Consider the following 14017-nt stretch of genomic DNA (forward strand, 5'->3'; position numbering starts at 1 on the left):
GCTTCAAGCCCGTGCGCGAGCAGCCCGGCTCGGGCCGCCGCCGCCTCGATCCCAAGAAGCGCAACCGCGCCATCCTCGTGATCGTGCTGGTGTTCGCGCTCATCGGCGCCATGGCGCTCGTCTCGTGGCTCAACCGCAGCGTTACGTTCAGCCTCAACGGGTCCGACGCCACCGTGAAGGTGGGCACCACCATCGAGCAGNTCATGGCCGACAAGGGCCTCTCCTACACCCCCGGCGACATGCTCAGCGTCAAGGGCGAGGTGCTCAAGCAGGGCGAGGGCAACCCCTTCTCGGCCAAGGTGGGCGACAGCGACCTTTCCGTGGACGACGCCCGCGCCTACCGCATCCAGGGCGGCGAGACCATCGAGCTGGGCGACGGCACCGACACCACCGAGCCCTACACCACCCAGGTGCAGGAGGAGCAGCCCAAGCTCGTCATGGACGGCACCTGGGGCGCCGTGAGCTACGTGAGCCAGTGGGGCAAGGTGGGCAAGGTGGAGATGCGCACCGGCTCCATCTCCGGCGAGACCGCCCAGGGCGACGTCATCCAGGAGGTCCAGAACTGCGTCATCCCCGTCCGCAACGTGGAGCCCANGGACGGCGAGAAGCTCGTGNCCCTCACCTTCGACGACGGCCCCTCCGAGTACACCCAGAAGTACCTGGACATCCTCAAGCAGTACGACGCCAAGGCCACCTTCTTCAACCTCGGCGANAACATCGNCAACTACCCCGACCAGGCCAAGGCCATCGTCGACGCCGGCTGCCAGCTGGCCAGCCACACCCAGACGCACCAGCAGCTGCCCACCCTGGGCGCCGAGAAGCTCCAGTCCGAGCTCAAGGCCACGTTCGACGAGATCGAGAAGGCCACGGGCGTCAAGACCACGGTCATCCGCCCGCCCTACGGCGACTTCAAGGAGCGCACCTGGCTGGAGAGCGGCGGGCTCATGAGCCTCTCGGTGCTCTGGAACCAGGACTCCCTCGACTGGAAGCGGCCCGGCGCCTCCACCATTGTGGACAACTCGCTGGTCAACATCACGCCGGGGTCCATCATCCTCATGCACGACGGCGGCGGGAACCGCGACCAGGACGTGGAGGCCCTGCCCACCATCATCCAGCGCCTCCAGGCCGACGGCTACAAGCTCGTGACCNTCGACGAGCTCCTGGCCAGCGACCCCAACGTGCCCGAGGACATTGCCACCGGCGACGCCACGGTGCCCGAGGGCTGCGTGTGGCCCACCGAGCTCGGCGACGCCTAGGGGCCCCGTGGGTATCGCTCAGCGCATAGAGGCGAGCATCGACGCCGCCTCGTGCATGCACCTGCTCGACCGCGAGCCGCGGGAGCAGGCGGCCGACTGGTGCTACCGGGTGCTGCTCCNCAACATCCAGATGCTGTACATGCCGCCGGGCNCCATCCTGCGGGAACCGGACCTCGCCGCGCGCATGGGGGTCTCCCGGACGCCGGTGCACGAGGCGGTCAAGCGGCTCGTCGAGGCGCACCTGGTCTTCGTGGCGCCCAAGCGGGCCACGTTCGTCTCCCTCATCGACATGGACGTCCACGCCCAGGGGCGCTTCGCCCGCACGGCGGTGGAACCCCTGCTCATCGCCAAGCTGCAGGGCCGGCTCACGCCTGGGCAGCATGCCGACTACGAGGCCAACATCGCCCGGCAGGCGGAGATGGCCCGCCTGGGCGCCAACCCGCGCGACGTGGTGACCGTGGACGACGAGTTCCACCACCTGCTCTACACCCACACCGGTAACGAGCTGGTGTGGGAGGCCAACCGCATGGTGTCGGCGCAGTTCGACCGTGTGCGCTACATGGGCCTGGTCCTGGGCTACGAGCACCTCATGGTGGGGGAGCACGACTTCCTCCTCGACATCCTCGAGACCGGCGACGTGCCCGTGGTGGATATCTACGACATGGTGGACGCCCATCTCAAGGGTTATCGCCGNTTCATCGACCGCCTGACGGCGGACCACCCCGACTACTTTGCCTAGGGGCCTTCGTTTCCCGGGGCCGCGGCGCCCGCATCGGCGGAGGCAATTCGAACGGGGGTGTGTATCTGGCGATACACACCCCCGTTCTCAGATGCCTCCTTATGATGCGGGCGCCGCGGCCNGAGCTGTGACCCCGTTGCTCCACCTGGGAGATGTCGAACCTTCGTCCCGTTGGTCGGACACCTCGGGTGTCACACGCCGCCGTGGCGCGTCGTTCCCGGCAGCGAGCGCCTACCGCACCAGGGCCGCCGCCTCGCGCACCAGGCGCTCCACGGTGGCGAAGTCGCCGGCGGCCACCACGTCGGCNNGGGCCACCCAGGTGCCGCCCACGCAGCAGACGTTGGGGGCGTCCAGGTACTCGTGGGCGTTGCCCGGCTTCACGCCGCCGGTGCACATGAACTTGACGCCGGGGAAGGGGCCGTTCATGGCGTGCAGCANGGCNGTGCCGCCCANTACGGAGGNGGGGAAGAGCTTCACATGGTCCACGCCCAGGTCGATGGCGCGCACGACCTCGCTCGGGGTGGCGAGGCCCGGAACCACGGGGACCTCGTGGCGCACGCACCAGCGCACGGAGTCCTCGGCGATGCCCNGGCTCACGATGNACTTGGCGCCGGCCTCCANGGCGGCCTCGGTGGTGGGCACGTCGATGACGGTGCCGGCGCCCACGAGCAGGTCGGGCACCTCCTCTGCCATGCGGCGGATGCANTCGGNGGCGCAGGGCGTNCNGAACGTGACCTCGGCCGCGGGCAGTCCGCCGGCCACGAGGGCGCGGCCCAGGGGCACGGCGAACTCCGGGTTGTCGATGGTGATGACGGGGATGATGCCGATCTGCTCGAACCGGTCGAGCACGGCGGTGACTGCGGGGTTGTCCTTGTACATGCTTACTCCTTGACGGGTGCGTGGGACGGGTCGGCCATGAAGGCGTCGAGCTGCTCGCGGGTGGGCAGCCCCTCGTTGTCGCCGCGGCTGGTGAGCTGGATGGCGCCGATGGCNCAGCCGNGCGTGNCGGCCTGCTCAACGTCCTGGCCCTCGAGCAGGGCCGAGATGACGCCGGCCGCGAAGCCGTCGCCGGCGCCCACGGTGTCCACGATCTCGTCTACCTGGAAGCCGGGCACATAGCCCTCGCGCCCGTCCTCGCAGGCGTAGTAGGCGCCGTCGGCCCCCAGTTTCACCACCACGAGCTTGGAGCCGGCCTCGAGGTAGCGGGCCGCGGCCTCGCGCTCGTCGCGGGTGCCGAGGAGCACCTCGNACTCGTTGATGCCGGGCAGGAAGATGTCGGACAGCGCCGCCNGGGTGTTGGTGGTCNCGACCATGGTCCGAGTGTCGGGCCAGAGCTGCGGGCGCAGGTTGCAGTCGAACGACACGGTCACGCCGGCGTCTCGGGCCTTGCCCATGAGGTCGAGGGTGGCGGCGCGGCAGGGGTCGGAGAGGGCCGGCAGGATGCCGGTGAGGTGCACCATGGCGCACTCGGACAGGTCGATGCCGGCGAGGTCCTCGGGGGAGAGGGTGCTGGCGGCGGAGCCTGCGCGGAAGTAGTAGATCTCGGGGTCGCCCTCGGTCACCTGGCTCTTGAGCATGAAGCCCGTGTTGCGCTCGTCGGTCCTGATCACCATCTTGGTGTCGATGCCGATCTCGTCCATGGACTTGACGATGCGGGCCCCGAAGGGGTCGGGGCCGAGCTTGGTGAGGAAGGCCGCCTCGTGCCCCAGGCGGGTGAGGCCCACGGCAACGTTGAACTCGGCCCCGGCCACGGCGAACGTGTAGCTGCCCACCGAGTCGAGCGGGCCGGGGTTGTCGGCGATGAACAGGCCCATGGGCTCACCCACGAGCAGGACCTTGTCGGACATGGTGCGACTCCTTTCGCATAGGTGCCCCTCTGGGCTCAGCGATTATATATTTCCACTCATGGGGAGCGATGGGGACGAGAATCGCGGTTTTTTGCCGAAGGCCCCTCATTTTTCTGTGAACGTTATCGCGTGAGAACAACCTGAAAAGAAGCGAGCTGAGAAGCCCATAAAACCACAGTTGAAATGACGTAGATGCTAGGAACTGTCCAGCATCTATAAATGAGATTGAAAAAGAGCTCGAACTACCGTCCACGGAGGGAAATATACCGTCTGCCGTCTGAACCACACCTAAGGGGACATGCATAGAAATATATAACCAGACACCGGGCCTGGCCGACACANGCCCGCGACCCCAGAGGAGGAACAGATGACTTCCCTTTTCGACCTCACCGGCAAGAAGGCCATCGTCACCGGAGGCACCCGCGGTCTCGGCCGCGGCATCGCCGAGGGCCTCATGGAGGCCGGCGNCTCCGTCACCATCTTCGGCACCGGCGAGTCCGCCAAGACCGTGGCCGACGAGTTCTGCAAGAAGGGCTTCGACTGCCGCGGCATCATCGTGGACATCNGCGACCGCGTGGCGTGCAAGGAGGCCTACGACGAGGCCGTGGCTGCCATGGACGGCCTCGACATCCTCGTCAACTGCGCCGGCGTGCAGTCCNGCCACCCCTCCGAGGAGTTCCCCTTCGAGGACTGGGACTGGGTCATCAACGTGAACCTCAACGCCANGTTCGAGCTCTGCCAGCTGGCCGGCAACACCTTCATCGCCCAGGGTCACGGCAAGATCATCAACCTCGCCTCCATGCTCTCCTTCTTCGGCGGCTTCACCGTCCCGGCCTACGCCGCCTCCAAGGGCGCCGTCGCGCAGCTCACTAAGGCCCTCTGCAACGAGTGGGCCTCCAAGGGCATCAATGTCAACGCCATCGCCCCCGGGTACATGGCCACCGACATGAACGCCGCCCTCACCGACCCCGAGAACCCCCGCTACAAGGAGATCACCGACCGCATCCCGGCCCACCGCTGGGGCACCGGCGACGACATGAAGGGCGCCGCGATCTTCCTGGCCTCCGCCGCCTCCGACTACCTCAACGGCGCGGTCATCCCCGTCGACGGCGGCTACCTCGTCAAGTAAGCCCCCCCCTGAACAAGCCCCCGGAAGGAGCCCCTGGACCATGCAGGTCATCATCACCGACAACGATCACGCNGANANCGACACCGAGCGCCGCATCCTGGAGGANGCCGACGTGCCCTTCCGCCTCGAGCAGTGCGCCACCGAGGACGACGTCATCGAGCGCTGCGCCGACGGCGAGATCTTCCTCAACCAGTACGCCCCCATCACGCGCCGCGTCGTGGAGGCCCTGCCCAACCTCAAGCTCGTGGTGCGCTACGGCGTGGGCGTCAACAACGTGGACGTCGAGGCCTGCACCGAGCACGGCGTGCAGGTGGAGAACGTGCCCGACTACGGCATGAACGAGGTGGCCGACCAGGCCANCGCCCTCATGATGNCCCTCCTGCGCAAGGTGGTCCTCATGAACGACCGTACCAAGACCGAGGGCTGGGACTACACCCGCTCGGTGCCCGTGCACCGCCTCTCCGAGCTCACCTGCGGCGTCATTGGCCTCGGCCGCATCGGCCGCGAGTTCGCCAAGCGCGCCCACGCTCTGGGCATGAAGGTGATCGGCTACGACCCCTACTTCACCCCCGGCGAGGAGTTCTCCTTCGTGGAGCAGGTGGACCTCGACGACCTCATGGNCCGCTCCGACGTCATCTCCGTGCACTGCCCGCCCGAGCACGCCATGGACATGTTCAACAAGGACGCCTTCGCCCGCATGAAGGACACCGCCTACCTCATCAACGTGGCCCGCGGCGGCATCGTCAACGAGGCCGACCTCGAGGTGGCCCTCACCGAGGGGCAGATCGCCGGCGCCGCCCTCGACTGCATGGAGAACGAGCCCGCGGCCNCGGGCAACCCCCTGTTCGCCCACGAGAACCTCCTCGTCACGCCCCACATGGCCTGGTACTCCGAGGAGGCCGCCGACGAGCTCAACACCAAGGTGGCCGAGGAGGCCGTGGCCTTCGCCTGCGGCGAGCCCATCCGCTACCCCGTCAACCACCTGGACTAACCCCGAGGAGGACCCATGCGCAAGCGCATCCCCATCCTGGTCGTGGGCACGGTGACCCTGCTGTTCCTCGGCCTCATCTACGGCTACTCCGTGGTCATGGCACCGCTCAAGGCCCAGTTCGATTNGTCGGTCTCGGGCCTGACCACCATCTTCGCCCTGTCCATGATCGCCTTCACCGTGGGCAACCTCGTGGCCGGCAAGCTCCTCAAGCGCCATAACGTGCGGTTCGTCATGACCGTGGCCATCGCCTTCCTCCTGGTGGGCTTCGTGGGCTCCGCCTTCGCCGACGGCGCCGCCAGCCTGCCGGTGGTGTGGCTCACCTACGGCATCGTGGCCTCGGTGGGCATCGGCTTCGTCTACAACGTCATCGTGCCCACCGTCACCGCGTGGTTCCCCGACAAGACCGGCATGGCCCAGGGCATCTGCCTCATGGGCTACGGCCTGGGCGGCTTCGTCCTTGGCCCCGTGCTCACCCAGCTCTACACCGTGACCGACTGGCGCATCGTGTTCGTGGCCATGGCCGTGGTCTTCTCGGCCCTCGTCTTCGCCAGCTCCATCGTGATCCACATGCCCACCCCCGAGGAGGCCGCCGAGCTGCCCGTCTCCCGCGCCGCGGGNGACAACGCCGGCAACGCCGCCGGCACCCAGGACGTGCCCACGTCGGGGCTCTTCCGCGACCCCACGTTCTACCTCTTCTACCTGTGGATGTTCCTGCTCGGCGCCGTGGGCATGGCCACCACCGGCATCGGNCGCGAGTTTCCCACGAGCCTGGGCGCCGACGCCGTGACCGCCGCCTTCGTCATCGGCTTCGTCAACATCGGCAGCGGCCTCGGGCGCCCCATCGGCGGCACCCTGCTCGACCGCATCGGCCGCGCCCCGTTCATGGTGGGCACTGCCTGCCTCTCCATCGCCGGCGCGCTGATCATGCTGGCGGCCCAGGTCGCCGGCTCCATCGCCGTCCAGGTGGCGGGATGCCTGGTCACCGGCCTCGCCTGGGGCGCGGTCATCGTCACCATGGCCTTCGTGGTGCGCAAGGTGTGGGGCCAGGCCAACTTCGCCGAGAACCTGGCCGTCGTGAACTCCTACGGCATCTTCGCCGCCCTCGTGGGCTCCATCGGCTCCGGCGTGCTGCTCCAGGCCGTGGGCTCCCTGGCCACGGTGCTCGTGGTCATGGCCTGCTTCGGCGTCGTGGGCCTGGTGGACGCCCTGGTCCTCAACGCTCACCGCTCCAAGGTGGCCCGCCTCAAGGCCGCCCACGCCGGCGCCCGGGCGGAGTAGGGGAGGCCCCGGCCCCGTGCCGCCGTCCCCGTCCCGCCCACGTTCGACCCCTCGCAACCAACCCCGTAAGGAGGTCCCCATGAAAGACGAGAAGTGCGCCTACTGCACGGCCTGGGACGACCCCAGCCTCATGGACGCCTACGGCATCCCCCTGGCCGAGCTCGAGAACTCCAACCTCATCCTGTTCAAGGAGCAGAGCCACCCGGGCCGCGNCATCGTNGCCGCCAAGCAGCATGTGGACGACATCTCCGACCTCACCGAGGACGAGGCCCTGGCCTACATGGCCGACGTCCGCCGCGTGTCCGCCGCCCTCCACAAGGCCTTCGCCCCGCAGAAGATCAACTTCGGCGCCTACGGCGACCTGATGCACCACCTGCACTTCCACCTGGTGCCCAAGTACGAGAANGACGAGTACGAGTGGGGCGACGTCTTTGCCATGAACCCCGGCCGCGTGGCCCTCACCCCCGAGGAGTGCGACGAGCTGGGCAAGAAGATCCTCGCCGCCCTGGAGGACTAGGGCGCTCCGAGACATGAAGCACGGCCGTAGGGGTGCCCCTGGTGACGGGGCACCCCTTCTTTGATCGGGGCCGCGGGCCCACCTGCCGTCAGACGGGGATTCGAAGGGCGGCGCAGCGGGCGGCCCATACCGCGATGGCGACAAGGGCGAACCCGAACACGGTGAAGACGGCGGCGGCACCCCACGCCTGGGCGATGGCCCCGCAGAGGAACGAGGACAGGGAGGCCGTCCCAAAAGAGGCGAGGCTTAGGACGGCCATGGACCGACCTCCTTCCCCCGATTCGACCGACCCGAGGTAGCTGGCGGTGAGAAACGCGGAGGCTTCTCCGGCGGCGGCCCCCGANAGGGCGACCCCTGCGGCTGCCAGCTCGGCGGAGGGGGATGCGGCAACGAGGCAGAGGGCGATCCCCATGACCGTCATGGAAGCCGCCACAACGAGGCCCAGGGGGTGGCGGCCTCTCGACGTGAGGGAGGCGGCGGCCCCTGCCACGGACCCGGCGCNATAGGCCGTCNCAAGCANCCCCATGGTCGCCGCCCCCCATCCACGGTAGTCCACGAGGAGCGTTATGCCCGTGGAGAAGGCCCCGGAGCAGACGAGCTCGGATACGGCCACANGTGCGAGCATGGCTCGGCACGGCCTTTTTTGCATGAGTTCGACGAGCGTTCGCAGGGTTCCCTTTTGAGGGTGGGCGTCGATGTCGTCGGGTCCGGTTCTGGTCGTCACCGAGTTCAAGGCGACGGCGGACAGCGCAAAGCAGGCGCCGATGGCCCCANATACGAGCGCCACGGGCCATTGGGCGAGCATAAGGCCGGCAAGTGCCGGGCCAAGCACCACGCCGCACCGCTGCACCACCGAGAACTGCTTCTGGACCATGGGAACCCGGGAGGGCTCCGCCACTGCCCACGGCATGGATTGGATGGCGGGAAGAAAGATCGCGTCGAAGGCGCCGACAAGGACTGCGGTCATCGCGAGGCCCGTCACGGTCTCGGCGCCAGAGCGAGCTGCGCTAAGACACGCGATGAAAATCACCGCCGCCTTGAGAGCGCTGGATATGGTCGCGACCCTTTTTGTCCCAAAGCGGTCTGCGAGCATTCCTCCGGGGAGCAGGAGCAGGGCTCTTGGGAGGCTGCCGATGCCCATGACCGTACCCACGACCATCGGGTCCGGGGTCAATGCGGCCGCATACCACGACAGGCTGAGGTAATAGGCTTGGTCCGCCAGCAGTCCGACCGCATAGGACCCGAGCCATCGGGCCGTGTTCTTGGGTAGGGTCATCGGTCTTTCCCTTGTGCGGGTTTTTGCGAGCGTCTCTCTCGGGTGCCGTATCCTCATGGTAGGGTGTCTTTCAAATAAAGACAATATGTGTTGCACATATACTTCTCGGAGGGGCTCCATGGAAGGAAAGAGGGACGTCCATCTGCGACTCAGGGCGCTCGGCAATGCGGAGCGGTTGCGCGTGCTGGCGTTTTTGCGAAACGCGGGGGAGGCNACTGTCGGCGNTGTGGNAAAGGCGCTCTCCATNGCTCCNGGAAGCGCGAGTTACCACATTGGCTGCCTGGTCGACGGGGGGCTTGTGGAGAGGGCCGAGCGNCCTGATGGCGATAAGAGAAAAAGCTGGTGGCGAGCGGTTGATGGGGAGAGCCGGTTGGAAGGGCACGAGGAGGCCTCTTTGTTCCAGGCCGCAAACAGCGCCTATGGAGACGCCTACGACCGGTATCTGGCAAGCAAAGACAACTTGTCCGACGCCTGGATCGAGGCCGAGGTGGGGGTGGACACGGTTCTTGCCCTCACAGTTGATGAGGCTGCCTTGCTCAAGGAGGAGCTGGAGTCCTTTGTGCGGCGATGGATTGAGGCGAACAAAAAGACGGCTGCGGCCCAAGGAGAGGAGCGTGGGCAGGTCGCCCTTGTGGTGAGGGCGTTCCGCTGGATCCCGTAGGGCGCTCTACCTGCGCCCCGCCCACCCCCTGCGCCTGAAAGCGATTGAGGGCACTCCCAATCAGGCGCAGGGGGCANGACGGGAGCGGGTTACTCGCTCGTTGGCTCAACGCGCAGGTCCCATCCGATGGTCTCGCCGCTTGTTGTTGGGCTATCGCTTGCTGCCGAGGCTCTAGCTGTCAAAGCGTTCCAAGGGCGTGCCGAGCAGCGCCCCGGCTTCGTCGTAGCCTTTGGCGAGCTCCCAGCCGCTTACGTAACCGGAGGTGTCCGAGGGATAGAGGTGTGTCCATGTGATGATGTCGCCCTTCTCCAGGGTCGCCATGACGTCTTGAACTGACGGCTCGTCGGTTTTGAATGTCACGAGCACGCAGATGCCTTTGTTGANGGAGTGGCTGTCCAGCACTCTCGCAACTACCAGGTACTTTTCGTCCTGCACGCCCTTCATTACGACCTCGCCGGTGGATGCAATCTTGACCATGCTGTCGATGCTCGGGCTGGACGAGCAGCTGGGCGGTGGCGAGAAGAGCGCAAGCATCAGGAGGACCACAAGGCCGGCTGCGACAAGAAGGCGCTTCTTGGAAAACGATGCCATGGGTGCAGTCTCCCTCCTCCGTGCGATAGCCCGGGGTCTGCCCCCGCGCCTGAAAGCCGTTGAGGGCGCCCTCAACGGCTTTCAGGCGCGGGGAGTTACTTGCTTGTCGATTTGACGCGCAGGTCCCACGCAGATATGTAGCCCAGGGTTTCGGGTGCGAGGGTGCTCATCCAGGTGATGAGGGTGCCGGGCGATACGGTTGCGTCAGCTACGGCATTGCGAAACGTCACGAGCACGTAGGAGCCAACCACGAGTCGGGGGCTGTCGAGCACCTTAGCGATCACGAGGAGCTGCTCTCCTTCCCTTTGCGAGAAGACCGCCTCGCCCTCGGATGTTCCGGCCGCTGCACCCTCGCCGCCGGTCTGCGCCTGGGAGGCGTCGCCGTCGCCCGCGTTCGGCGAGCGCGCTGTCTCGGTTTGGGCGCCCTGCCCGCATGAGGCTAGGGCGCCGCCAGCCAACAGGCCGGCAATTGCCATGAGGTGCCGCCGGGAAATGGCCACCACGTTGCCTCCCTCATTCGTGTNACGGGGGACGGTGCCATCTGTCACGTGCTCTATTTCACTCTACATGAGTTGGCGCAGGGGGGGCACGCGCAGTGGCAGGCCCGGGGACAGCGGGATAGCGGCGATGGCGGCAGCGGAGTCGCGGCAGGAGCGCGGCGTCCCGCCCACCCCTAGCAGAGCGTGGGGATCCCCATGGAGGCGATCTGGCCCAGCACCGCCACGTCGCTCTCGTTGGTGACCACGGCCGTGAAGTCCCGGATGGAGGCAAAGCGGTAGCCGGCCCGGTTGGAGAACTTCCAGTCCTCGGCCAGCAGGAACCTGTAGGTGGCGTTCTCTATGGCGCGCTGCTTCACCAGGCCGTCGTCCATGACGTCGGCCATGACGGCGTGCTTTTGCAGCGAGATGCTCGAGCACGAGACGAAGGCCTTCTCAAAGAGGAGCGGCTCGAGCAGGCTGATGGTGGTGGGGCCGGTGAAGCCGCGCATGTCGGGGGNGAGGTACCCGCCGGTGGCCAAGGCCGTTACCTTGGGGTTCTTGGCCAGGACCGTGGGGATGTCGATCATGTTGGTGGTCACGATGCAGCGCTTGTCGCCCGCGGCCAGAAGCTCGGCGATGTAGAGGCAGGTCTTGGAGACGTCCAGGAAGATGGCGTCGCCGTCGGCGATCTCCATGTAGGCGCGGGCGGCCACGGCCCTGCGACTGTGCTCGGCGGNGTCCTCCTCGGCGAGGTCGAGGGCCCCGTGGAGCAGGGCCGCCTCGCTGGCGGGCTCGGGCTCGGGCCGGTCGATCCGGGTGGCGCCGCCGTACTCGCGNCGGCAGACCCCCTCCGCCGCCAGGACCTGGAGGTCCTTGCGGATGCTATCCACCGAGACGGAGAACCGCTGGGCCAGCTCCTCCACGGTGGCGTGGCCCTCGGCGTCGATGTATGCGGCCATGGCGCGGCGGCGCTCTTTGGGAAACACGGGGCTCCTCAGGCGGTTGGCGGCGGGTTGGGGTGAGAAACCGGGAAAAGCAGACTGTTTCGAGACTCAATTTAGTCTCTGCATGCCGTTTTTTCCAGCTTCTTCCTGATTCATCTACCGTTCATCGTCAAATACCAACCGTTCGCGGGAGAAAACCGGAAGAAACAGGAAAAATCTAGGAAGTCCTGTCATTGTCAGGGCTGTCCAAGCATCATTAAGTTGTCTGAAGAGGAAAGGGGCGCCATGGNCAACGCTATCGAGTCCATGCTCAAGCGCGAGAACGTCCAGATCTGGGAGGGGGCAGACTCCTGGGAGGAGGCCGTGAAGGTGGCCGTCACCCCCCTGGTGGACGGTGGCTTCGTGGAGGACCGCTACATCCAGGGCATCATCGACAACGCCGCCGAGTTCGGCCCGTACTTCGTGATTTGCCCCGACCTCGCCCTTCTCCACGCCCGTCCCGAGCAGGGCGCCCTCAAGACCCAGCTGGCCGTCACGGTCATGCGCGAGCCGGTCTTCTTCAAGCCCGAGGGTCCCGGCGTGCGCGTTCTGGTGACGCTGGCCGCCACCGACTCCAACTCCCACATCGAGGTCATGCNCGAGCTCGCCACGATGTTCTCCGACCCGGCCACCATCGAGGCCGTGGCCTGCGCCGCCGACGCCGACGAGGCCTACCGCCTGTTCGTCGACGACGCTGANGCGTCTGGCTGACAGGGCATCATCCGGCCTCCGGGCCGGCAGCCATAGGAAACGNGTAAGGAACCAACGCGACAAGAAAGGAGACGGATGATGGCAGTGCTCGACTTCTTCGTCAACATCCTGTCCACTCCGGCGATCCTCGTCGGCCTCCTCNCGCNCATCGGCCTCGTGCTTCAGAAGAAGCCCGTCGAGGACGTCGTGAGCGGCACCATCAAGACCATCGTGGGCTTCCTGGTGCTCTCCGCCGGCGCCGCCTACCTCCAGAGCGGCTCCCTGCTCGCCTTCGGCGAGGTCTTCAACTACGCCTTCAACATGCAGNGCGTCGTCCCCAACAACGAGGCCGTCGTGTCCATGGCCCTCAAGGACTTCGGTCAGGCCACGGCCATCATCATGTGCCTGGGCATGGTGCTCAACATCGTGCTCGCCCGCTTCTCCCGCATGCCCTACATCTTCCTCACCGGCCACCACACCCTGTACATGGCCTGCATGCTCGCCGTCGTGCTCTCCATCGGCGGCCTCGAGGGCTGGGGCCTCTACGTGGCCGGCGGCTGCGTGCTCGGCCTGATCATGGTGCTCTCGCCGTTCTTCTGCCAGTTCACCTTCCGCAAGGTCACCGGCACCGACGCCATCGCCCTCGGCCACTTTGGCGGCATCGGCTACGCCATCTCCGGCTGGGTGGGCAAGTTCTTCGAGGGCGGCACCTNCACCGAGGACATCAACTTCCCCAAGCGACTCACCTTCCTGCGTGACACCGNGGTCTCCATCTCNATCACCATGATGGTGTTCTTCATCGTCGTCACCGGTGTGGCCGTGGGCCGCGGCATCCTCGACGCCGACCCCACCCAGTTCCAGTACCTGAACGATCTCCTCAACGTGGGCACCGAGACCCACACCAACTGGCTNGTCTGGGCCCTCACTTCCGNNNTGGCCNTCGCCGGCGGCGTGTACATCATCCTCTCCGGCGTGCGTCTCGTCGTGGGCGAGATCGTCCCCGCCTTCAAGGGCATCGCCACCAAGCTCGTGCCCGGCGCCGTGCCCGCCATCGACTGCCCCGTCGCGTTCCCCTATGCCCCCAACGCCGTCATCATCGGCTTCCTGGTCTCCTTCGTGGCCGGCATCGTGGGCCTCGTGATCCTCGGCGCCATNAACGCCTCCCTGGTGCCCGTCGCTCTGATCCTCCCCGGCGTCGTCCCCCACTTCTTCTGCGGCGCCACTGCCGGCGTCTTCGGCAACGCCCGCGGCGGCATCAAGGGCTGCGTGGCCGGCTCCTTCGTGCACGGCCTGCTGATCACCTTCCTGCCGGCTCTGTGCATGCCCGTCTTCACCGCCCTCGGCTTCACTAGCGCCACCTTCTCCGACTTCGACTTCTCCATCCTGGGCATCGCCTTCGGCAACCTCGCCCAGATTGTCCCCGGCATGCCGCTGCTCATCATCTGCGTGGTCTGCTACCTGGCGCCCATCGTCTACAACTTCGTGGCGCCCAAGAAGGCCGAGGAGGCCAAGTAAGGCTCCTTGCCCGTGCACTCCCGGCGGGGGCGCCCTGAGCCNCACCGGCCCGGAAGGCGCCCCCG

General features: G+C 66.8%; 14 protein-coding genes and 1 pseudogene. 10 read left to right on the plus strand and 5 right to left on the minus strand.

What is annotated here, in order from left to right:
- Both JX283_RS01585 and JX283_RS01590 read left to right on the plus strand, forming a co-directional pair.
- Positions 1-1256 (plus strand): polysaccharide deacetylase family protein (locus tag JX283_RS01585; protein ID WP_204829037.1); only part of this gene is annotated, 1256 nt, incomplete at its 5' end.
- Positions 1257-1263: 7 nt separating this feature from the next.
- Complete coding sequence (locus JX283_RS01590; RefSeq protein WP_204829038.1) at positions 1264-1995, plus strand: GntR family transcriptional regulator; 732 nt, start codon at positions 1264-1266, stop codon at positions 1993-1995.
- A 231-nt stretch (positions 1996-2226) separates the two neighbouring features.
- Here the strand turns inward: JX283_RS01590 and eda are convergent, their stop codons facing one another.
- Both eda and JX283_RS01600 read right to left on the minus strand, forming a co-directional pair.
- Complete coding sequence (gene eda, locus JX283_RS01595; RefSeq protein ID WP_204829039.1) at positions 2227-2874, minus strand: bifunctional 4-hydroxy-2-oxoglutarate aldolase/2-dehydro-3-deoxy-phosphogluconate aldolase; 648 nt, start codon at positions 2872-2874, stop codon at positions 2227-2229.
- A gap of 2 nt (positions 2875-2876) precedes the next feature.
- Entirely contained in the window at positions 2877-3842 is a 966-nt protein-coding gene (locus tag JX283_RS01600) for a sugar kinase (protein WP_204829040.1), read from the minus strand.
- A 367-nt stretch (positions 3843-4209) separates the two neighbouring features.
- On the opposite strand from JX283_RS01600, the gene JX283_RS01605 reads away from it, so the two are divergent.
- The 4 genes from JX283_RS01605 (at position 4210) to JX283_RS01620 (ending at position 7757) form a co-directional block, all read left to right on the plus strand.
- The gene (locus JX283_RS01605; protein WP_204829041.1) at positions 4210-4971 is read left to right on the plus strand and encodes an SDR family NAD(P)-dependent oxidoreductase; all 762 of its coding nucleotides are present in this window, start codon (positions 4210-4212) and stop codon (positions 4969-4971) included.
- A gap of 40 nt (positions 4972-5011) precedes the next feature.
- Positions 5012-5962 (plus strand): C-terminal binding protein, encoded by a 951-nt coding sequence (locus JX283_RS01610; protein WP_204829042.1) that lies wholly within the window; start codon positions 5012-5014, stop codon positions 5960-5962.
- 15 nt (positions 5963-5977) lie between these two features.
- A complete protein-coding gene (locus tag JX283_RS01615; protein ID WP_204829043.1) occupies positions 5978-7240 on the plus strand; it encodes an MFS transporter in 1263 nt (420 codons plus the stop codon).
- Between the two features lie 79 nt (positions 7241-7319).
- Positions 7320-7757: an HIT family protein gene (locus JX283_RS01620; protein WP_204829044.1), complete on the plus strand. Its 438-nt coding sequence runs from the start codon at positions 7320-7322 to the stop codon at positions 7755-7757.
- Positions 7758-7845: 88 nt separating this feature from the next.
- Here JX283_RS01620 and JX283_RS01625 read toward each other — a convergent pair whose 3' ends face one another.
- Entirely contained in the window at positions 7846-9033 is a 1188-nt protein-coding gene (locus JX283_RS01625; RefSeq protein WP_204829045.1) for an MFS transporter, read from the minus strand.
- Between the two features lie 118 nt (positions 9034-9151).
- Between JX283_RS01625 and JX283_RS08735 the strand changes: the two are divergent.
- Positions 9152-9355 (plus strand): annotated as a pseudogene (locus tag JX283_RS08735) (ArsR/SmtB family transcription factor); the annotation flags it as partial.
- 48 nt (positions 9356-9403) lie between these two features.
- Positions 9404-9694, plus strand: a complete 291-nt coding sequence (locus tag JX283_RS08380) for a hypothetical protein (RefSeq protein ID WP_239652418.1) — start codon at positions 9404-9406, stop codon at positions 9692-9694.
- A 686-nt stretch (positions 9695-10380) separates the two neighbouring features.
- Here the strand turns inward: JX283_RS08380 and JX283_RS01635 are convergent.
- Together JX283_RS01635 and JX283_RS01640 are read right to left on the minus strand one after the other, a co-directional pair.
- Positions 10381-10788, minus strand: coding sequence for a hypothetical protein (locus JX283_RS01635; protein WP_135977945.1), 408 nt, complete (start codon positions 10786-10788; stop codon positions 10381-10383).
- 170 nt (positions 10789-10958) lie between these two features.
- Positions 10959-11750, minus strand: coding sequence for a DeoR/GlpR family DNA-binding transcription regulator (locus JX283_RS01640; protein ID WP_204829047.1), 792 nt, complete (start codon positions 11748-11750; stop codon positions 10959-10961).
- A gap of 243 nt (positions 11751-11993) precedes the next feature.
- Here JX283_RS01640 and JX283_RS01645 point away from each other — a divergent pair, with 243 nt between their 5' ends.
- Entirely contained in the window at positions 11994-12458 is a 465-nt protein-coding gene (locus JX283_RS01645) for a PTS sugar transporter subunit IIA (RefSeq protein ID WP_204829048.1), read from the plus strand.
- Between the two features lie 78 nt (positions 12459-12536).
- Positions 12537-13952 (plus strand): PTS ascorbate transporter subunit IIC, encoded by a 1416-nt coding sequence (locus JX283_RS01650; RefSeq protein ID WP_204829049.1) that lies wholly within the window; start codon positions 12537-12539, stop codon positions 13950-13952.
- Positions 13953-14017: the final 65 nt, after the last annotated feature.

Source organism: Olsenella sp. CU969 (assembly GCF_905219715.1).
GTDB classification, from domain to species: Bacteria; Actinomycetota; Coriobacteriia; order Coriobacteriales; family Atopobiaceae; genus Granulimonas; species Granulimonas faecalis.